At 55.6% G+C, this 19,622-nt stretch carries 13 protein-coding genes; 4 read left to right on the plus strand and 9 right to left on the minus strand.

The annotated features are described in order from the left end of the window. Positions 1 to 281: 281 nt before the first annotated feature. The 4 genes from AS89_RS18190 to dcd all read right to left on the minus strand — a co-directional run bounded on the left by AS89_RS18190 (position 282) and on the right by dcd (position 4,261). The gene (locus AS89_RS18190; protein WP_010132171.1) at positions 282 to 671 is read right to left on the minus strand and encodes a hypothetical protein; all 390 of its coding nucleotides are present in this window, start codon (positions 669 to 671) and stop codon (positions 282 to 284) included. Positions 672 to 1,250: 579 nt separating this feature from the next. Then, positions 1,251 to 1,628 (minus strand): hypothetical protein, encoded by a 378-nt coding sequence (locus AS89_RS17245; protein WP_033230222.1) that lies wholly within the window; start codon positions 1,626 to 1,628, stop codon positions 1,251 to 1,253. 842 nt (positions 1,629 to 2,470) lie between these two features. After that, positions 2,471 to 3,667, minus strand: a complete 1,197-nt coding sequence (locus tag AS89_RS0108795) for an NAD(P)/FAD-dependent oxidoreductase (protein ID WP_010132173.1) — start codon at positions 3,665 to 3,667, stop codon at positions 2,471 to 2,473. 24 nt (positions 3,668 to 3,691) lie between these two features. Continuing rightward, positions 3,692 to 4,261: a dCTP deaminase gene (gene dcd / locus AS89_RS0108800; protein ID WP_010132174.1), complete on the minus strand. Its 570-nt coding sequence runs from the start codon at positions 4,259 to 4,261 to the stop codon at positions 3,692 to 3,694. 195 nt (positions 4,262 to 4,456) lie between these two features. On the opposite strand from dcd, the gene imuA reads away from it, so the two are divergent. The 3 genes from imuA to AS89_RS0108815 are packed head-to-tail and all read left to right on the plus strand — an operon-like array spanning position 4,457 to position 9,854. Next, positions 4,457 to 5,194, plus strand: coding sequence for a translesion DNA synthesis-associated protein ImuA (imuA, locus tag AS89_RS0108805; protein ID WP_010132175.1), 738 nt, complete (start codon positions 4,457 to 4,459; stop codon positions 5,192 to 5,194). A gap of 32 nt (positions 5,195 to 5,226) precedes the next feature. Continuing rightward, entirely contained in the window at positions 5,227 to 6,732 is a 1,506-nt protein-coding gene (locus AS89_RS0108810; protein WP_010132176.1) for a Y-family DNA polymerase, read from the plus strand. 35 nt (positions 6,733 to 6,767) lie between these two features. Then, positions 6,768 to 9,854, plus strand: coding sequence for an error-prone DNA polymerase (locus tag AS89_RS0108815; RefSeq protein ID WP_010132177.1), 3,087 nt, complete (start codon positions 6,768 to 6,770; stop codon positions 9,852 to 9,854). A gap of 49 nt (positions 9,855 to 9,903) precedes the next feature. On the opposite strand, the gene AS89_RS0108820 is transcribed toward AS89_RS0108815, so the two are convergent. From AS89_RS0108820 to arfB, 5 genes are all read right to left on the minus strand, one after another. Further along, entirely contained in the window at positions 9,904 to 12,501 is a 2,598-nt protein-coding gene (locus tag AS89_RS0108820) for a TonB-dependent receptor plug domain-containing protein (RefSeq protein ID WP_010132178.1), read from the minus strand. A gap of 415 nt (positions 12,502 to 12,916) precedes the next feature. Next, positions 12,917 to 14,116, minus strand: a complete 1,200-nt coding sequence (locus tag AS89_RS0108825) for a pyridoxal phosphate-dependent aminotransferase (RefSeq protein ID WP_010132179.1) — start codon at positions 14,114 to 14,116, stop codon at positions 12,917 to 12,919. Beyond that, entirely contained in the window at positions 14,113 to 15,567 is a 1,455-nt protein-coding gene (locus tag AS89_RS0108830; protein WP_010132181.1) for an amidase, read from the minus strand. The genes AS89_RS0108825 and AS89_RS0108830 overlap by 4 nt, the downstream gene beginning before the upstream one ends. Positions 15,568 to 15,773: 206 nt before the next feature. Next, on the minus strand, positions 15,774 to 16,826 hold the full coding sequence (locus AS89_RS0108835; protein ID WP_010132182.1) for an Ldh family oxidoreductase: 1,053 nt from the start codon (positions 16,824 to 16,826) through the stop codon (positions 15,774 to 15,776). 93 nt (positions 16,827 to 16,919) lie between these two features. Continuing rightward, positions 16,920 to 17,336: an alternative ribosome rescue aminoacyl-tRNA hydrolase ArfB gene (gene arfB, locus AS89_RS0108840; RefSeq protein WP_010132183.1), complete on the minus strand. Its 417-nt coding sequence runs from the start codon at positions 17,334 to 17,336 to the stop codon at positions 16,920 to 16,922. Positions 17,337 to 17,468: 132 nt separating this feature from the next. On the opposite strand from arfB, the gene AS89_RS0108845 reads away from it, so the two are divergent. Continuing rightward, on the plus strand, positions 17,469 to 19,454 hold the full coding sequence (locus AS89_RS0108845) for a BCCT family transporter (RefSeq protein WP_010132184.1): 1,986 nt from the start codon (positions 17,469 to 17,471) through the stop codon (positions 19,452 to 19,454). The last annotated feature ends 168 nt before the right edge of the window (positions 19,455 to 19,622 follow it).

Genomic DNA, 19,622 nt, shown 5'->3' on the forward strand with positions numbered 1-19,622 from the left:
TGCCCTCTTCTACTGAAACAGACCGAACACTCTAGGAACGGAACTGATCGAATAGCAACCGACCAAAACAGCTCAATATTGGAAGCTATTTAGTGGCACAAAATGTCAGCAACCACGAAAAACAAGAAAATACCGACCGGCACCAATAACGCCCACAGCAGGGGCGGCTTACCTTATGCGCTTTTTGCGCGAAAATGGGAGCGTAGCGACCGCGCAAAACGTGCATAAGGTAAGGCGTCCCGCGGAGGCCCGAAGGGCCGGAGCTTCACTGCCTGTGATTGTTAAGCGCCGTGCTGGCACATGACATAAATGGCACCCACAAAGGTTACTAAATTTACCACAGCAAATATTGAAAGAAGCGCAGTGAGGACAACCAGCTCTGGGGCCACTTGAAGCCCAAGCTCATCTCGAATTTCAAAAACGTCTCTTCTGGTAACAAGATTTGTGACCGCACCGTAAGTAAATAAGATCACGAGAGAGAGACTTAGTAGTGCGGGTAACGCTAGCGCCCACTGCACATCATCCACCTTCCTGTTTGCAAAATAGAAGGTGAATATTGCACCAGATATGGCGAAGTGAAATGCATTTATCTTCACGACAACATCAATGTAGAACTTGTAGAGATCAATGTGTTTTTCGTAGTTCTTCCAGATTAGTTCTTTTCTTTCCATATCTCTCTCAAGCGCTTAACGCCGCCAGCAGGGGCAGCTTACCATGTGCGCGTTTTGCGCAAAAATGGGAGCAAAGCGACCTGCGCAAAAGGTGCGCAAGGTAAGCTGTCCCGCGGAGGGCCAAAGGCCCGGAGCTTTACTGCCTGGCCTCGTTATTGCGGCCGCACTCTGAAACAGATACTAGCACTTTGCCAGCCACGGCTTGGCTGGCCACTGCCCGAAATTTACAAGGAAAGAATACCGCACTTTCCCCAACTATTTTTTATCTTACCGGCACTCCAAAAAATCACTCCGGACTGCCCATTTATACTGATCTCGGACGAACACTCTAGGAAAGAACTTGAATGAATAGCAACTAACTAAACTGCCTCGATAGTGGATGCTATTTTTTGGCACTGAAACTTCAGCAACCTCTGATAAACGGAAAAAATTTACCGGCACCAATAACGCCGCCGGCAGGGGCAGCTTACCTTGTGCGCATTTTGCGCAAAAATGGGAGCAACGCGACCTGCGCAAAATGCGCACAAGGTAAGCTGTCCCGCGGAGGGCCGAAGGCCCGGAGCAAATTGCCCGGCTTTGTTAAGCGGGCCCTACGAAGCGCCACATCTCCCGTTCAAAACCAGACTTAGCGCCATCCTGTACACAATACGGAAAAGCCCAGCCATTGGAAAAGACTTCAATTGTTTTTTGAACTTCGGATGACGAAACACCCGAGAACTTAGGTACTACTTTCTCAGGAAAGCCACCGTTAGCCGGAACATCAAAAGTAAGCTCTAAATAGCAATCAGTGCATTGAATCTCAATTGAGTCCATCACTGCCAGAGGCAATAAGTATCCATGCTCACTTCTTTGCTCATATCCGCACTCTTTCGGTTGAACGATTTGGTTCTCCGATGGGATAACGCTTGCCCATGAGAGCGGCGGAAAAGCAAGAATAATGAATACAATTACTTTCATAGCTATTACCGCTTAACGCCCAGCGCAGGCGCAGCCAACGCGGAGCACATTTTGTGTTAATGTTTGAGCGCCAGCGAGTAACACAAAAGGTGCGTAGCGTTGGCTGTCGCTCTGCCGCTGTTTGTTAATCATTTAACCGGCCCCGACTGAGCCAAAGAAAATGAGCTGCTACAAGGACCGGGAGAATGATGAAGAACCCTACAATGTACGAACTAGTAGCGGTGAACAAGTATGCGAAAAGTGCCACAGTAGCGAGTACGCCAAAAAACAAACCAACTCTAATTTTATTAGCTGAGATCACCTTGGCTTCAGGGTTTAAAGTTTTTCTATATAGACTAAAAGCGGACCATATACCACACGCACCAAAAAAGACAACAACTAACATATAGACTGATGAAAGTGGTTGGTACGGAAGGGCTATTAACATAAAGGGTAAAAATACCAAGCCATACGCCAATATTAGTGATGGCATAGTGAACGCTAAATAAAACTCTGCGCTCAATAGGAATCGCTTAATCCGAGTACCTTTGCTCATTTTGCTCTTCCTTGATTAACAGTTTATTCATAAGCCTAAGGCTTTATATATTTTTGGCTACTATTTCCGGAGCCAGCCAAGCTGACTTCGAGAAAATACCACTATTTACAACAACTTATATAACACTGATTAAATCACAACCGGAAATAGCGAGCCACTGGCTTCAGTCGCCGTTTTCCACGGGAGGCTCTTGAACACATTTTTCGTCCAATAAAATCAATGAGTTAGAGAGGTTTTTCTTTGGATGTAAGCCACTGCTTATTATTTCGGACTATTCAGGGCTTTATTGTTTTGCGAAAACGCGCGGTTAAACCGAACCACCTGCGGCGTGTGCAGAGGCCCAGGCCCATTGGAAATTGAACCCACCCAGCCAACCGGTTACATCCAGCACTTCACCGATAAAGTACAACCCCGGCTGCTGCATACTTTCCATGCTTCGGGATGACACCTCATTGGTATCGACACCACCGAGGGTGACCTCTGCGGTGCGGTAGCCTTCGGTACCTTCCGGAGTCAGCGTCCAGGTTTGCAGCTTTTCTGCCAGTGTGCGCAGTTCACTATCGTTGTATTGCTTGAGCGGCTTCGTTTGCAGGTCGTTTCTGTGCAGGAGAAACTGCACCAGTTTTTTACTCCACAGTTCTGCCAGTGCGGTGTGCAGGGAGGTCTCCGGCTTGTTGCTGCGCTGCTCCACCAGCCAATCTGACAAATCCATTCCGGGAGCCAGATCAAAGGTCACCGGCATCCCCTCTTTCCAGTGGCTGGAAATCTGGAGTACGGCTGGGCCGCTCAACCCCTTGTGGGTAAACAGCATCTGTTCCTGAAAGGCACCCTGTGCACAACTGGCGGTTACTGCGAGTGAGGTGCCCGGCAATTCCTGCTGCCGGTTTAACGTGCGCTGATTCAATGTAAAGGGCACCAGTGCGGCGCGGGTGGGAACGATGTTATGGCCAAACTGACGTGCCACCTCATAGCCAAAGCCGGTGGCGCCCATGGTGGGAATCGACAGGCCACCGGTAGCGATCACCAGTGAGGTACAGAGAACCTTGCCCAGAGATGTATGTACGGCAAAGCCCTGCGGCTCGAGGGGCTCGATCCGCTGGATATCACAACGGGTGCGGATCTGCGCTTTGGCTTCGCGGCATTCCGTCAGCAGCAGATCGACAATGTCCCGGGATTTGTTATCGCAAAACAGCTGGCCGAGGGTTTTCTCGTGGTAGGGAATACCGTGCTTTTCTACCAGCGCGATAAAGTCCCACTGGGTATAGCGGGCCAGTGCGGATTTGCAGAAGTGCGGGTTTTCGCTGTAGAAGTTGTCCGGCGCCGTGTACAGGTTGGTGAAGTTGCAGCGACCGCCGCCGGACATCAGGATTTTCTTACCGACCTTGTTGGCGTGGTCGAGCACCAGCACGCTGCGGCCACGCTTGCCCGCCACCGAGGCACACATCAGGCCGGCGGCGCCGGCGCCGATGATCAGTACATCGGCCTGGGTGGGGAGGTCTGTCATTCTTTAGTCGAATCAGGAGTCGAATCAGGTCTTCGGCAGGGTTACGCCGCGCTGGCCCTGGTATTTACCACCGCGATCCTTGTAGGAAACATCGCAGATTTCATCGGACTCGAAGAACAGCATCTGCGCCACGCCTTCATTAGCGTAGATCTTCGCCGGCAGGTTGGTGGTGTTGGAGAATTCCAGGGTCACGTGCCCTTCCCACTCCGGCTCCAGCGGGGTCACGTTCACGATGATGCCGCAGCGCGCATAGGTGGACTTACCCAGGCACACGGTCAGCACCGAGCGCGGGATGCGGAAGTACTCGACGGTACGCGCCAGCGCAAAGGAGTTGGGCGGGATTACACAGTAGTCACCCTCGACGTCGACGAAGCTGTCTTCATCGAATGCCTTGGGGTCCACGGTGGCGGAGTGCACGTTGGTGAAGATCTTGAACTCACTGGCACAGCGCACATCGTAGCCGTAGCTCGAGGTGCCGTAAGAGATCAGGCGGTCGCCGGAGGCCCCGTGGCGTACCTGGCCCGGCTCGAAGGGCTCGATCATGCCCTCATTCTCAGCCATACGACGAATCCACTTATCGGATTTGATGCTCACCCTGTCCCCTCACTTGTTCATATCTGGCGGTCATTAAAGAGGCCGAATCATAGCGGTTTTGCCCTGTGCAAAAAAGTGTCAACTCACTTGGTACAGGCTTGCCGATACTGGATGAGTACTGTATAAATTGCCAGTAACAACTGTATACACATACAGTTAAACCCTGACAGACCACCCGTGTGGAGCGAGCCAATCGTGAACAGCGCCGAAAACTTTTTGCAAAACAAGCAGTTAGCTAAGCAGGCCAACAACGAGCCTGCGCCACCCAGCCAAGAGCAAGCGCAGCCATTGCAGCAATTGCTCACGCGCCCGGATATCTGGCAACTGGCCAGTGGCCACGGCCGCAGCCGCACTGGTATCAGTACCGGCTACCGCGGTCTTGATGCCATGCTCACTGGGCACGGGTGGCCGCGCGCCGCCTCTACCGAACTGCTGATCGACAAGGCGGGGATCGGCGAGATGTCACTGATCCTGCCCGCCCTGGCCGAACTCACCCGCCAGGGGCAGATGGTGATACTGGTGAATCCACCGCTGATTCCCTACGCCCCGGCACTGGTGCAGGCGGGTGTGCAGCTGGAGAAGCTGCTGGTTCTGCACCCCCGCGGCCAGCGGGACCAGCTGTGGGCAGCGGAACAGTCCCTGCAATCCGGTGCCTGCGGCGTGCTGGTCCAGTGGCAGGGTAAAGAAACCCCGGCAGACAAAGACCTGCGTCGCCTGCAGGTCGCCGCCCGTGATGGCGATTGTCTGCACGTCCATTTCCGCCCCGGCTCCTGTGTGAAAACGCCGTCGCCAGCGGCACTGCGCCTGCAGCTGAAGAGCGACGGCGAACAGCTGGCGCTGCACCTGTTCAAGCAGCTGAACGGTAAGTCCGGCCAGCGCGTGCATCTGGCGCGCAATCCGGATCTGGTGCGCCGCGATCAGCCACTGCACTAACGGCCCCGCCCGAGGATAAAGAGGAATCATTCATGCTCTGGCTCTGTATCCAGCTCCCCAAACTTCCCCTGGAAGCGCTGACCCGGGCGCACCGTGCCGGTGACAGTACTCCTCTGGCGGTGGCCCAAAGCAGTTTGATTATCGAGGCCAACCAGGCCGCCAATAGCCACAATGTGGAGCCCGGACTCAGCATTGCCACCGCCTGTGCTTACTGCGCAGACCTACAGCTACTCGAGCGGGATGCAGAACGGGAAGAGCAGCTCCTTCAACAACTGGCACAGTGGGCCTATAGCTTTACCCCAGTAGTCTCCCCACGCAGCGCCGAGCGCGAGCACAACCAGCCAGATAACCACTTTGCCTGCCTGTACCTAGAAATCAGCGGCTGCCTCAAGGCGCACCATGGCCTGCGCCCACTACTGCAACAACTGGGTAAAGAGCTGCGTAAAATGCGCATCAGCCACTTTATGGGACTGGGGCACAGCCCCAGTGCAGCCCACCTGTTGAGCCAGTTACCCGAGCACCGCCAATGGCTGGCAGAAACCAAACACGCCCCGACGCCACAGCAATGGCGCCAGTGGATCAGCTTTGCCCCCAGTAAACTGCTCGACTGCAACCACAAGGCCATTGCCAAGCTGTATGCCTCGGGTATCAAGCGGGTCAGCCAGTTGCTGGCGATTCCGCTGTCGGAAGTGGGCAGCCGCTTCGGCCGCAACTTTATCAGCTACCTGGCGCAGCTGAACGGCACCCGCCCGGACCCTGTACCCAGTTTTGAACCACCGGCGGAGTTCCACAACGAGCTGTTTTTCCCCAGCCCGTTGGATAACAGTGAACAGCTGCTCTTCCCCGCCGGCCGCCTGATACGCGAACTCTGCCGGCAGCTGCAGCGCCGTCAGCTGTACAGCCAACAACTGTGCTGGGTGCTGGATTACGGCAGCCGCGGCCAACAGCAGCTCAATGTGGAAGTATCCCGCCCACTGCTCGACCCGCAGCGTTTGATTGCGCTGACCAAGCTGCAGTTTGAACGGGTGGAATTGAAAGAGCCGGTACAGGCGTTGACGCTCAAGTGCCAGCAGCTGCAGCCGATTGAAAACCAGAACCTGCGCGAAGACTTCTTCGACGAGGGCAGCAAGCTCAATGAAAGTTACCAGCTGATCGACAAGCTCAAGGCGCGCCTTGGGCACCAGGCACTGTCCGGTGTCACCCTGAAAGAAAGCTATCTACCGGAACAGGCCTGGCAAAACGCCGACAGTCTCACCTTGCAAAGCAAAGCACGGAGCCACCACCTCACCCCGGTCAGGGCGCCCCGCCCCAACTGGTTGCTGCCAAGGCCGGACCGTATCCAGCAGCGGGACCACAAACTGTTTTACGACGGGGAACTGCATTTACTGCAGGGGCCGGAACGGATCGACGGTTACTGGTGGCAACACCGCCGTCACGCCCGTGACTATTACATCGCCCGTGGCAGCCACGGCAGCCTCTACTGGGTATTCCAGGACCTGACCTCAGAGAACTGGTTTCTGCACGGGGTGTATTCCTGAGCAAGCCAGCAACACCATAGCGGACACGTATCGGTATGCAGTACGCCGAACTTTTCTGTCAGAGTAATTTTTCCTTCCTTCAAGGTGCCTCGCATCCCCAGGAGCTAATTGCAACCGCTTACAAGCTTGGCTATGACGCACTGGCGATTACCGATGAGTGCTCCATGGCAGGTGTGGTGCGCGCCTACTCCGAGCTGCAAAGCCTGACGGAACAACAAGCGCGAAAATTCAAGTTGATTTGCGGCAGCCTGTTTCGCCTGCAGGAAGAGGACCAGCAACTGGTATTACTGGCCACGAACAGATTGGCCTACAGTGAAATTTGCCAGCTGATTTCCAGCTCGCGCCTGCGAGCGGAGAAAGGCCAGTACCAGACTTTTCTCGCGGATATCATCCAGCAATGTAAGCATGCACTGTGCCTGTGGCTGCCGCCGCAAACGACGCAACAAAAATTGCCATTGCAGATTCCCGGGGAACTGAAACAGCATTTTGGCGAGCGCCTGTATATCGCGCTGCACCACCATTTACTGCCCGGTGAAAACCAGCGTTTGCAGGCACTGATCGCCTTTGCCAAGTCCGAACAGCTTCCGCTAGTGGCCACCAATGCGGTCCTGATGCACAGTCGCAGCCGCAAACCGCTGCAGGATGTACTGAACGCAAACTATCACAACTGCACCCTGGATCAGCTGGGCTATCGCCTGCAACAGAATGCCGAGCGCTACCTGCGCAGCCTGCCAGAGATTTCGGCACTTTATCCACAGAGTGCGATTGAGAATACCCTGCGCATTGCCGAGCAGTGCACCTTTAGCCTGAGTGAACTGCAATACCAGTATCCCGCAGAGGTGATCGCGAAAAATAAAACCGCCGGTGAATACCTGCGGGAACTGGTGGAGACCGGTATTCCGATCCGCTGGCCCAGAGGGCCGGAAGAGCGTATCCGCCAGCAAATTGAAGTCGAGCTCGCGTTAATTGCCGAGCTGAAATATGAGCACTACTTCCTCACCATTTACGACATCGTCCAGTATGCGCGCAAGCAGCACATTCTCTATCAGGGGCGCGGCTCTGCGGCGAACTCAGTGGTGTGCTACTGCCTGTTTATTACGGAAATTGACCCGCACAAGATCGGTTTGCTGTTCGAACGGTTTATCTCGCGTGAGCGCAACGAACCACCGGATATCGATGTGGATTTCGAGCACGAACGGCGCGAGGAAATTATCCAGTACATCTATCAAAAATATGGGCGCGAACGCGCCGGGCTGGCAGCCACCAAAATCACCTACCGTTTCAAAAGTGCCCTGCGCGATATCGGCAAAGCGCTGGGGCTCGGCGCGGCAACCATTGAACAGCTGCAGGCCGAACGCAGCTGGTGGGATAAGCTGGAAGATTTTCCCGATCAATTAAAAAAAGTAGGCATCGCCCCCAACAGCGTCGCCGGGCGCATGCTGCCCAAGCTGCTGGAACAAATCTATGGCTTCCCTCGCCACCTGTCACAACACGTGGGTGGGTTTGTCATTACCGAACTGCCGCTCAGCCAGCTGGTGCCCATTGAAAACGCGGCCATGGAAGACCGCACCATCGTACAGTGGGACAAGGAAGACATCGAAGACCTGAAGCTGATGAAGGTCGATATCCTCGCCCTCGGTATGCTCACCGCCCTGCGCAAGGCACTCAACTATATGGCGCTGTATGGGCGCCGGATGCGCCTGCAGGATATTCCCGCGGATGACCCGGCGGTGTATGACATGATGTGCCGCGCGGATACGGTGGGCGTATTCCAGATCGAATCCCGCGCGCAGATGAGCATGCTGCCACGCCTGCAGCCACGCCGTTTTTATGAACTGGTTATCGAGATCGCTATCGTGCGCCCGGGGCCGATCCAGGGCGGCATGGTGCACCCCTATTTGCGGCGTAAGCAGAAGCTGGAGCCCGTCACTTATCCACATGAGAATTTGCGCCCGGTGCTGGAACGCACTCTGGGGGTACCTATTTTTCAGGAACAGGTAATCAAACTGTCCATGGTTGCCGCAGGCTTCAGTGGCGGCCAGGCCGATGCCCTGCGCCGGGCCATGGCCAGCTGGGGGAAAAACGGCAACCTGATGCAGTTTCGCGAAAAACTGATCGATGGCATGCTGGCCAATGGTTACCAGCACAGCCTGGCGGAACAGTTATTTGAGCAAATGAAAGGCTTTGGTTCCTACGGCTTTCCGGAGTCTCATTCCGCCAGCTTCGCCCTGCTCGCCTATTTCTCCGCGTGGATCAAATGTCATCATCCAGCAGCCTTTTACAGCAGCCTGCTGAACAGCCAACCCATGGGCTTCTACGCCCCGGCGCAACTGGTGTACGACGCCCAGCGGCACAATGTAAAAATACTGCCACTGGATGTGAACCACAGTGGCTGGCATCACCGTCTGGCACTGACAAACAATGCGCTACCAGCCATTCGCCTTGGCCTGCGCTTGGTAAAAGGGCTGGCCGAGGAAACCGCAGAGGCCATTGAGACGGAAAGACTGGAGGGGGACTTTCAATCGCAGCAGGATTTTACCCAGCGGGTCGATATCCCCCGCGCGCAAAGTGCCGTTCTGGCACATGCCAACTGCTTTTACAGTATTTCGGAAAACCGTTTCCACAGTACCTGGCAGGCACTAAATAGCCAGCTGGAGCATACGGCACCACCACAACACCAGCCGGAAACCAGCCAATCGGACAATATCTACAGCGATTATCAAACCACCGGCCTGACACTGCGTGAGCACCCGATCTCCTTACTGCGCAAGCAACGCCGCTTTGACAATCTCACCCGCGCCTGTGACCTGGATGCAATGAGGGATGGAGAAAGAATCAAAGTGCTCGGCCTGGTCACCTGCCGCCAGCGCCCGGGCAGTGCTGCGGGGGTACTGTTCCTCACCTTGGAAGACGAGACCGGGGTAATCAATGTGGTGTTGTGGAAGCAAATACAGGAGCGTTACCGCAAGGAAATTCTGCGCGGCAAAATGTTATTGATTGAAGGCAACCTGCAGGTTAGCCGGGATGCCGAGACCCAGCAGCTCTCGGTCATCCATCTGATCGGGAAAAAGCTCGACTGCTTAGCCTGGAAAGAGATCCAGCGGGTGCGGAGTTTTCATTGATTGAAATAAAAAAGGCCTCCCGAGGGAGGCCTTTTTGCAAGCTGCAGACTTAGAATTCTGCACTCGCGCGCAGGTACCAGAAGCCACCGTTAAAACCAAACGGTGAAGTCAGCGCCTGACGTACGCCGAGGAACTGCAGGGTCGGATCCGCTTCATCATCCGGCTGAACATCGAAAATATTTTCACCACCGATAGACAGCTTGTAGTTATCCGCCAGAGTGATTGTGGTTTCGATATCCACCAGAATTTCACTGCCGTAGGAAGATGCATCAGAAGCATCACCCGGGCCGAACAGACCAAAGGTGCTCTCCCAACCACTGTAACGGTTCAGACGCAGGTAGCCGTTAAACATGTCACCGGCGTCATAATCAAAGGTCAGGGTTGTACGGTCGCTTGGCACCTGGTTTTCCAGGTCAAAAACGCGGGAAGCGTTAATGGTATTAGGGGCAACCTTGCTCACATCCTGGTTGTTGTGATTGTGGCGCAGATCCACAACCAGGGAACCACCGCCAATTTCAAAATCGCTGGTTACCGCCAGATCAATACCGGACACATCAGAGTCAAATGCATTGACGAAGTAGTTAGCGTTACTGCCTTCCAGCAGTGCCGCATTCTCTACGCCAGCACCTTCCAACAGAGCCACATCGGCAGCACCGATGGTGTTGTTACGCAGGGCCAGGCGATCTTCGATGGCAATATTGTAGTAATCGATGGTCACGCTGGTGTTATCCAACGGGCTCCACACTGCACCAAGGGTAAAGCTGGTAGACTCTTCCGGAGTCAACTCCTTGGCACCCAGAGTCATGGCCACCGGATGATTTACCGGGTAAGTACCGTTGGGAATCAGGTTGCCAGAAGAGTCAGAAGTCGTAGTGACGTTCAGGGTGTTCACCTGACCCGGGGTGGGTGCACGGAAGCCGGTGTTCGCGGTACCGCGCAGAGCAAAGCTATCGGTAAAGTCGTAACGTGCAGACAGTTTCCAGTCGAAGGTGGAGCCGAACTCGTCGTAATTCTCGAAACGCAGTGCGGCACCCAGGAGCAGTTTGTCGGTTACATCCGCTTCCAGATCTACGTACGCCGCAGTACTGGTACTGCTGTACTCACCAGCCGCTTCCACCGGGAAGCCCTGGAAACCATCAGAGCCCACGCCAAATACCGCAGCAGTCGGGCCTACCGCAATGGAGGCTTCGTCACCCGCGCCAATCTTGTAGGTCTCATCGCGCCATTCCATACCGAACGCCACGTTCAATGGTGAGGAGAAAGCGGCAACATCTACCGGCTTAACGAAATCCGCATTTACGCTGGTCTCGGCCTGCGTCAAGGTACCCGGATTGAAGGTCAACGGCGAGTTGATGCCCAGGCTCGGGTTAATGGAGTTTTCCAGCACATAGGACACTTCGCTCTCGGCGGTGCGTGCGCGCAGGTCCCAGCTAATGCCGTTGTCCCACTCTCCACGGGCGCCAACCACGGCAGAAACATCGGTAATGTCCGCACCGAAGGATGGATTATAGCCACCGGGGAACTGGGTGTAGATGGGGTTGCGCAGTACATAACCGCTGGCGCTGCTGCTGTCCGCCATCAGGTAATCAGCCGGGTTCAAACCCTGGGCGACAATGTCATCCACCAGGGACTGCGGTGCGGGGTCTGGCATAAAGTCGCCGTCGCCATCGGCCTGCAGTGTTTCACGCGCGCCAAACTCCGCGGAGGGGTCCAGTACCGGGCCACGGTAGAAGAAATCAGAAATGGTCTCGTTTTTGGAATAACCGAAGTTACCGTACAGCTCGGTCGTATCACTCAGCGCGTAGCCGGTATTGGCAAAGAACTTGAGCGCTTCCACTTCCGGGTCACCCCAGCGCTGGCCGAGGCCATCCAGGGGTACATTTTCTTCACCCACGATGCTGCCAACATAGACCGCATCCGGACGCGCTTCACCGCGCCAGGTTTTATCCGCGGAGGAGTGTTCGATGGTAGCGTTCAGGAAGCCCTGTTCACCGAGAGCAAAACCGCCGTTCGCCGCCAGTGTGGTGCGTGCGCCATCGCCCTCAAAGTATTCACCGGTCTGGGCAGACAGGCCGAAGCCTTCCGCATCGTCTTTCAGGATTACGTTCACCACACCGGCAATAGCGTCGGAACCGTACTGGGCAGAAGCGCCATCACGCAAAACTTCGACGCGTTCAATGGCCATAGAGGGCAGCGCGGCAAAGTCCACGGCCTGCGCACCCTGGTTGGTGGTGCCCAGCGGGGCCAACTGCAGGTTTACCAATGCAGAACGGTGACGACGGGTGCCGTTAACCAGTACCAGAGTCTGGTCGGGCGAGAGATTGCGCAGGGTAACTGGGCGAATAAACGCGGTACCATCGGCAATCGGAAAACGCTGAGTGTTGAACGACGGTGCGATCTTGGCCAGTGATTCGGTAAGGTCAAAATTACCCTGTTCAGAAAATTGATTGCCACCCAGTACATCGACCGGCGACAAAGTCTCGGTGGGAGCCACACCTTCTTTGCGAGTGCCGGTGGTAATTACTTCTTCCATTACCTCCTGGTCGTTCGCCGGCTCTGCTTCCTGTTGGGAAAACGCCAGAGATGCTGGCAGTGCGGTTGCCGCAGCCATCGCCAACGTCAGTGCATTAATTTTAAATACGCGCATGAATACCCCTCTCCTAGTTATTTATATGAAACCAGGGTCGATCGGAGCTCAGATACCGCTCCTGACTTCCCGAGAAGCAATACCTTGATAGCGGAACCCCTCCATCGCTTGCCCCTCACATGCAGAAGCAATGATGTGACCCTAATTTAGTTTTTATTCGCAAAACAAAAGTCGCACCAGAGTAGGGCAAATCGATAGCTGCATCAACGAATCATGCACTCAATGAAATTGGCGCCAAGCAAAAGCTAAAGAACCTTTTCGATGGCGGAAAATCAGGAAACAAACATCTTGATAAAAAGCAGAAAAGGAAACGAACATCCTAGTGTCGGCAAGCGTGGATTAACACGCCTTCAGGAAAATGTGGCTTAATCCAAGTGCGGAGTTTTCACTGAGAATCAGCGGCAGGATTACCCGGTCAGCCGAAGTCCTGCTTCTCCATCCACGGAATAATCCGCTCGAACGCGCGCTCGATGTTTTCTATCGAGGTGGCGTAACTGAAGCGCAGCGCGTTGCGGCTGCTCTCGCCAAAGGTATCACCGGCAATGGTGCAAACGCCGGTTTCCCGCAGTAACCGCAGCGCGACATTATTGCCGTTTACGCCTTCCGGCAGCGCGGGAAACATATAAAACGCACCTTCTGGCACATATCCTTCCAGAAAAGGGGTTTCATCTACCAGCTCAACCAGCCGGTTGCGGCGTTTCCGGTAGGTGGCCACTGTGTCGGCAACAAAACGGCGATCGCCTTTCAAAGCAGCTACGCCGCCCCACTGACACGGGGTATTCGCCACCGTGGTGGTAAACATATGATAACGACGTAGCTTGCGGATAGCGCCCTGGCTCGCGATCAACCAGCCGACGCGCATACCAGCCATGCTGAAGGTCTTGGAAAAGCTGCTGGTCACCATCACGTGGTCTAGGTCCGAGCAACAGGACAGCACACTGGCGTAATCGCGGTCATCGTAGATAAGGTGATCGTAGACCTCATCGCTGATCACATAAATGCCACGATAAGCCGCCTCCTGCACGATCGTCTCCACCGTTTCCCGCGGATACACAGTACCGGTAGGGTTGCTGGGTGAGTTGAGAATGATCGCGTGGGTGTTGGTATCAATCGCGTCGATAACTTCCTGCGGATCCAGCTGGTGATTATTTTCCGCGCGGGTCGGGATGTATTTTACCTCCCCGCCATTCATGCGAATCAGCGGCGCATACAGCATGAAAGACGGGTCGGGCACAATAAACTCACGCCCCGGCGCGGACACTGCGGTGAGCGCCAGATAAATGGCTTCCGTAGCGCCGGAGGTAATCAGAATATTTTCCGGGGTGAGTGCGCGCCCGCCACGCTCACTATAATACTCCGCCAGTGCATCAAGCAGTTCAGGCAACCCCGCATCCATGGTGTACCCGGTCTGCCCCGCATTCAATGCATCCACCGTCGCCTGCACCACATGCGGTGGCGTCGGCGCGTCGGGCTGGCCGATGGACAAATGAATGACGTCTTCCATGGAAGCCGCCATATTGACCATCTTACGGATGCCCGGCACGGGAATGGTGAGCAGCGCAGGGTTCCAGACCGGGTCTTCCGATTCGTAAAAATCAAAATCCAGCCGACTCATATATTTGCTCCCGCCGTGGCGCCCTCGTCGGAACGTTGATAAAACAAATCGGGACGCTTGTCGGTTAGTGGCGCCGCCAGCTGGTAGGCCTGTGCTGCGCGCAACACGGCACGATCGTCGAAGCGAGCTCCGACTAATTGCAAGCCAATCGGCAGGCCAGCACGGTCGAAACCACAGGGTACAGAGATGGCCGGTTGCCCGGTCATATTGAACGGATAAGTAAACGGGGTCCACGAAGGCCAGCGGGTGCTGGGCCAGTCCTCCGGCACTTCACGACCGGCGGTGAACGCGGTAATCGGAAGTGTCGGCGTCAGCAAAAGATCGTACTTGTTGTGGAACGCGGCCATGCGCTCACACAGGGCGGCGCGCTCATTGACGGCCTCCAAATAATCCAGCATGGAAAGCTGCGCGGCCTTCTCGGACACTGCCACCAGCTGCGGATCCATCACCGCGCGCTGCTTTTTGCCAATGTCGCGCAGCGCGTTGGCCGCACCACCGTAAAACAGGTGACCGAATGCGGCCAGTGGATCATCAAAACCCGGCGCCACTTCGGTCACTTCCGCACCCAGCGATTGCAACAGTTGGGCGGCCGCGCGCACGCTCTCTTCCACCTCGCGCTCCACCTGCACATAGCCGAGGGTTGCACTGAACGCGATATGTACTCCGCGCAACAAGTCCTGCGGCTCGCCTTCCAGTGCCGCAAGATAATCGATATTGCGGCGGGGAATCGCATTGGTATCCCGGGAATCCGCCTCCGTGAGCACGTTCATCAACAGGGCGCAGTCGGGCACGGTCCAGGTCATGGGGCCGGCGTGCGCCAGAGTTCCAAACGGACTCGCGGGCCAGTGTGGCACTTCGCCAAAACTGGGCTTCAGGCCTACTAGGCCGCTGAACCCGGCGGGAATCCGGATGGAGCCGCCCGCGTCGGTACCCAGTGCCAGCGGGCCCATTCCGAGAGGTACCGCGGCGGCGCTGCCACCGCTGGAACCACCGGCGGTCTTGTCCGGGTTCCAGGGGTTGCGAGTGACGCCGTCTACCGGATTATCGGTTACACCTTTCCAACCAAACTCCGGCGTGGTGGTTTTCCCCAGCGGCACTGCGCCATTGCGTCTGAGCGCCGCAACACTGGGCGCCTCTTTGCCGAGCGTGGATTTTGGGTCGATGGTTTTGGAGCCCTTGATGGTGGGCCACTGGGAAGTGAGAAAAACATCCTTGATGGCAACGGGAACACCGTCCAGCAACCCTTCGGGGTTGCCCTGCTGGTAACGCTGCTCGGACGCGCGCGCAAATGACAGCGTGGTTTCTTCATCCACAAGGTTGTACGCATTCACCACCGGGTTACAGCGTGCAATTTGCGCGAGCATCGCTTGGGTGGCTTCAACCGGAGAAAATTGCTTGTCTTGGTAGCCCTTGAGCAATTCCAGTGCAGACATTCGAATAAAATCGTTCATCGGCGTTATTCTCCGGTTTGTCCCTTCGACTGGCGTCGTTGGGAGGTCGTTAGAAGATCACCTGGTTATGGTGCTCGCAGTTATCATGCTCTTACAAACTGCAATTGTGACGCTCCCCCTAATGTAGCCCGAATTGGCGCCGATTCCGCGAAACACATGTAGAACAATCCGCCCCGATTACGTTGGACAAAATAAAACGTACAAACTCAACCCAGCGGGTGAGGAAATGCTTTCCCGTACTCCTGGGCCAATGCTTGCAGGTCCATGGCGATCGTCGGATACAGAGCAACACCATTCTCTAATTGATCACTACGCAAATTCCATGCCCGCTTTCCCGGAACGCGCACGGAGTCGCCATCATCAGCTTCACACGATTCCCACAAGTGCGTGAGTGCCGCGGTTTGGCGAAGGAAATTCTGTGCACTGCCAAATGCCGCGGGGTCAATGATCTGCAAGAATACGGAGTTGGCTTCATCATCTTGTTCCACGGAGTCCGCGCGGCCATATCCGCCGAGCCCCATGGACAAAATCTCCAGCATTGCAGACAGTGCCGCACCCTTGTAGCCGTGGTCAGCACCACCCACCGGCAGAATACTGCCTCCGTTAGCAAACGCAGCGGGATCATCGGAAAGATGGCCGTCGCGGTCTTTCAGGTACTGCCCAGGTAATTTCTTACCCTCGCGCTCGGCACGCGCCACATAGCCACCGGCAGTCACCGACATGCTGATATCGAATAACAGGGGGTAATCCCCTGCTGGCGCACAGAAGGCAATCGGATTGGCGGAAAACAGCGGAGTCTTGCAGCCCTGGGGAGAAACGGTTTTCTCTGCTGGTGTGGAACAGGTCAGGATGCCTACACAATTGCGCGCAACAATTTTGGGAAGATAAGCCGCTAGACAGGCAATATGCTGGCTTCGACGGATCGTCGCCGTCACCACGCCCTGCTCGCCGACCCTCGCCAGCGCCTGATCAATCGCCTGGTTGACCACCCAGGGCCCGGGCAGAAAATCTGCATCCCAGTTAAAACAGTTGCCGCGATCGGACAGCACTTTTGGCTCGCCACGCAGGCGTGAAGCGCCGCTCTCCAGCCACTTCAAATTACTGGCCACCCGGTTCAGCCCATGGGTAGTAAAGCCCATCAGGTCTGCCTCCAGAAAAACCTCGGCCATGGTATCGGCGCGGTCGGATGCGATACCCGTCGAGGCAAATAGGGTACTGGCGAATTCTTTCAGCGCGTGCGCGTCGTAACGTGGGTGCATAATGGTGTCTCGTCATCCTTTCGAATTTTTGCGCAGGGTTTTTATGTAGAGTTCTTGTGCAGAGTCTTTGTGAAGTGTCTCTGTAAAGAGTCTTCAGTGACCCGAAATCTTGCCGCGCATGGATTTAATTTTGCCGCGGCGGGCTTTGCTATTGAGGCGACGCTCCTTGGAGCCTTTGGTGGGTTTGGTGGGGATGCGCTTTTTCGGCGCGACCAAGACGCTGGCAATCATTTCACGCAATCGCTCCAGTACGTCTGCACGATTCTTTTCCTGGGTGCGGAACCGTTGCCCCTTGATCACAATCACACCTTCATCGGTAATACGCTGGTCACGCAGCGCGAAAAGACGCTGCTTCACCGGACCCGGCAGGCTGGACGCGCCAATGTCGAAACGCAGATGGATGGCGGTGGAGACCTTATTCACATTCTGACCACCGGCACCACCAGAGCGCATTGCATGCATTTCCACTTCATCAAGTGGCAGCGTCAGATTACGAGAAATAAATAGCATAAGAAGGGGCTTTTATATTCGACTCATTTATAGCGGGTACATTCGTCTATGCTTACTCGAAGCAAAGAAAAATAATACCAAATTGACACGTTAAATCCTCGTACTACACACGAAGAGCGACATGAGTCAGGCATGAGCCGAAACAGCAGTAAACACTTGGCGCACTTCAATCCCCCCGTATTCTATGCGGCGACGGCAGTACTCCTGTTGATCGTGGCCTACGCGGTACTGGTCCCGGATCACGCCACCTCCACGTTCAAGTACCTGCAGACGTGGGTCGTGGAACACATGAGCTGGTATTACGTGCTGGCCGTGGCGGTCGTCCTGATCGGCACTGTTGCCATCGCCATGTCCCGGTTTGGCGCCATCAAGCTAGGGCCTGAGCACGCTGAGCCGGATTACGATTTTCTCTCCTGGTTCGCCATGCTGTTTTCTGCTGGCATGGGTATCGGCCTTCTGTTCTTCGGTGTTGCCGAACCGGTGATGCACTATTTGGACCCGCCCGTAGGCGATACCGGTACGGTGACGGCTGCGCGCCAGGCCATGGTGCTTACCTTCTTCCACTGGGGTTTTCATGCCTGGGCAATCTACGCGATTGTGGCGCTGATACTCGGCTATTTCAGTTACCGACACAAACTCCCGCTCACCCTGCGTTCCGCGCTATACCCAATGATTGGCGAACGCATTTATGGCCCCATGGGGCACGCGGTCGATGTGTTTGCCATTGTCGGCACTGTCTGCGGTGTAGCGACAACTCTGGGCTACGGGGTGCTGCAGATCAATTCCGGCCTGAATCACCTGTTCGGCTTACCGATCGGCGACGGCGTACAGGTGGCCCTGATTATACTGACCACTTTGCTTGCCACGGTATCGGTGATTGCCGGTCTGGATACCGGAATCAAGCGGCTGTCCCAGCTCAATATGATATTGGCCGGGTTGCTTTTGATGATGGTGTTACTACTAGGCAGCACCGTATATCTGTTGCAGGCATTTGTGCAGAATTTTGGCAGCTACCTGTCACAGATCATCAACAAGACCTTCAATCTTTACGCGTACGATCCCACGGACTGGCTGGGTGGCTGGACCATTCTGTACTGGGGCTGGTGGATGTCCTGGTCGCCATTTGTGGGCCTGTTCATTGCGCGTATCTCGCGCGGACGCACCATTCGCGAGTTTGTCATCGGTGCAATGCTGGTACCGGCACTGGTCACCATGATGTGGATGACGTTCTTCGGAAACTCCGCCATTCATATGATTCTTGACCAGGGGCTTACCCAGCTGGGCGAGGTCGTTGCCAAGGACCAATCCGTCGCGCTGTTCCAGTTTCTCGAGCAATTTCCTTTTTCCTCGGTCTTTTCGTTTGTCGCGGTCATTATGGTCATCGTGTTCTTCGTGACCTCAGCGGATTCAGGGGCAATGGTGGTCAACATGCTGTCCTCCCACGGACGGGACGAAACGCCGCTGTGGCAGCGAATATTCTGGTGCTTCCTGATTGGCGCTGTGGCGATCGCGCTATTGCTTGCGGGGGGGTTGGGCTCGCTACAGACGGCGGTCATTGTGAGCGCGCTGCCTTTTTCCGTGATACTGCTGATTGCGATGTACGGCCTGATCAGCGCCCTGCGCGCCGACAGCGCAAAACGCATTAGCCAGCACGCACCGGTGGCGCCCATCAGTGCACGCAACCCTGTGGTCTGGCAGGAACGTTTGGAAAATGCATTGCAGCTTTCCACCTTGGCCCAGGTGCAAGCCTTTATCGACAACACCGGTAAACCGGCACTGCAACAGTTTGCGGAAGAAGTGCAAAAAAATGGCTACGAGGCGTCGGTCACCGAGCCCAAGAAACACGTGGTCCAGCTGGAAGTGATGCAGGGCAATGAAACCAGCTTCATTTATGGATTGCACCCCAAGGCCACGCTGAAGCCAGATGCCGCCAATCCAGACCGCGAGCTGGATGACGATGTCGATGATGATCCGGACGATATCTACTTCCGCGCGGAGGTACATCTTCACGAAGGCGGCCAGGACTACGATGTCATGGGCTGGACCTCCGAGCAGTTACTGACGGACATGGTCTCCCAGTACGAGCGCCACATGCAGTTCCTGCACACACTGCGCTAGCACCACGGCCCTCTCAGTATCGGCTCAGTATCGCCTCAACATCTCCTCGGCATCTCCTCAACGCCCCCGCAAAACCGCGGGAATGTTACCGAGGTACACGCGCCACAAGATGTGACCAATCAGACAGGATTAGTTTCGACTTTTCATTCACTCTGCATTTTTCCTCGG

It is taken from the genome of Microbulbifer agarilyticus S89 (assembly GCF_000220505.1).
In the GTDB taxonomy this organism is placed as follows: domain Bacteria; phylum Pseudomonadota; class Gammaproteobacteria; order Pseudomonadales; family Cellvibrionaceae; genus Microbulbifer; species Microbulbifer agarilyticus_B.

What these genes read in the sequence shown, in the direction of transcription:
- AS89_RS18190 (WP_010132171.1), bottom strand. Translation starts at nt 671, where the DNA reads ATGGAAAGAAAAGAACTAATCTGGAAGAACTACGAAAAACACATTGAT.
- AS89_RS17245 (WP_033230222.1), bottom strand. Translation starts at nt 1,628, where the DNA reads ATGAAAGTAATTGTATTCATTATTCTTGCTTTTCCGCCGCTCTCATGG.
- AS89_RS0108795 (WP_010132173.1), bottom strand. Translation starts at nt 3,667, where the DNA reads ATGACAGACCTCCCCACCCAGGCCGATGTACTGATCATCGGCGCCGGC.
- AS89_RS0108810 (WP_010132176.1), top strand. Translation starts at nt 5,227, where the DNA reads ATGCTCTGGCTCTGTATCCAGCTCCCCAAACTTCCCCTGGAAGCGCTG.
- AS89_RS0108815 (WP_010132177.1), top strand. Translation starts at nt 6,768, where the DNA reads ATGCAGTACGCCGAACTTTTCTGTCAGAGTAATTTTTCCTTCCTTCAA.
- AS89_RS0108820 (WP_010132178.1), bottom strand. Translation starts at nt 12,501, where the DNA reads ATGCGCGTATTTAAAATTAATGCACTGACGTTGGCGATGGCTGCGGCA.
- AS89_RS0108825 (WP_010132179.1), bottom strand. Translation starts at nt 14,116, where the DNA reads ATGAGTCGGCTGGATTTTGATTTTTACGAATCGGAAGACCCGGTCTGG.
- AS89_RS0108830 (WP_010132181.1), bottom strand. Translation starts at nt 15,567, where the DNA reads ATGAACGATTTTATTCGAATGTCTGCACTGGAATTGCTCAAGGGCTAC.
- AS89_RS0108835 (WP_010132182.1), bottom strand. Translation starts at nt 16,826, where the DNA reads ATGCACCCACGTTACGACGCGCACGCGCTGAAAGAATTCGCCAGTACC.
- arfB (WP_010132183.1), bottom strand. Translation starts at nt 17,336, where the DNA reads ATGCTATTTATTTCTCGTAATCTGACGCTGCCACTTGATGAAGTGGAA.
- AS89_RS0108845 (WP_010132184.1), top strand. Translation starts at nt 17,469, where the DNA reads ATGAGCCGAAACAGCAGTAAACACTTGGCGCACTTCAATCCCCCCGTA.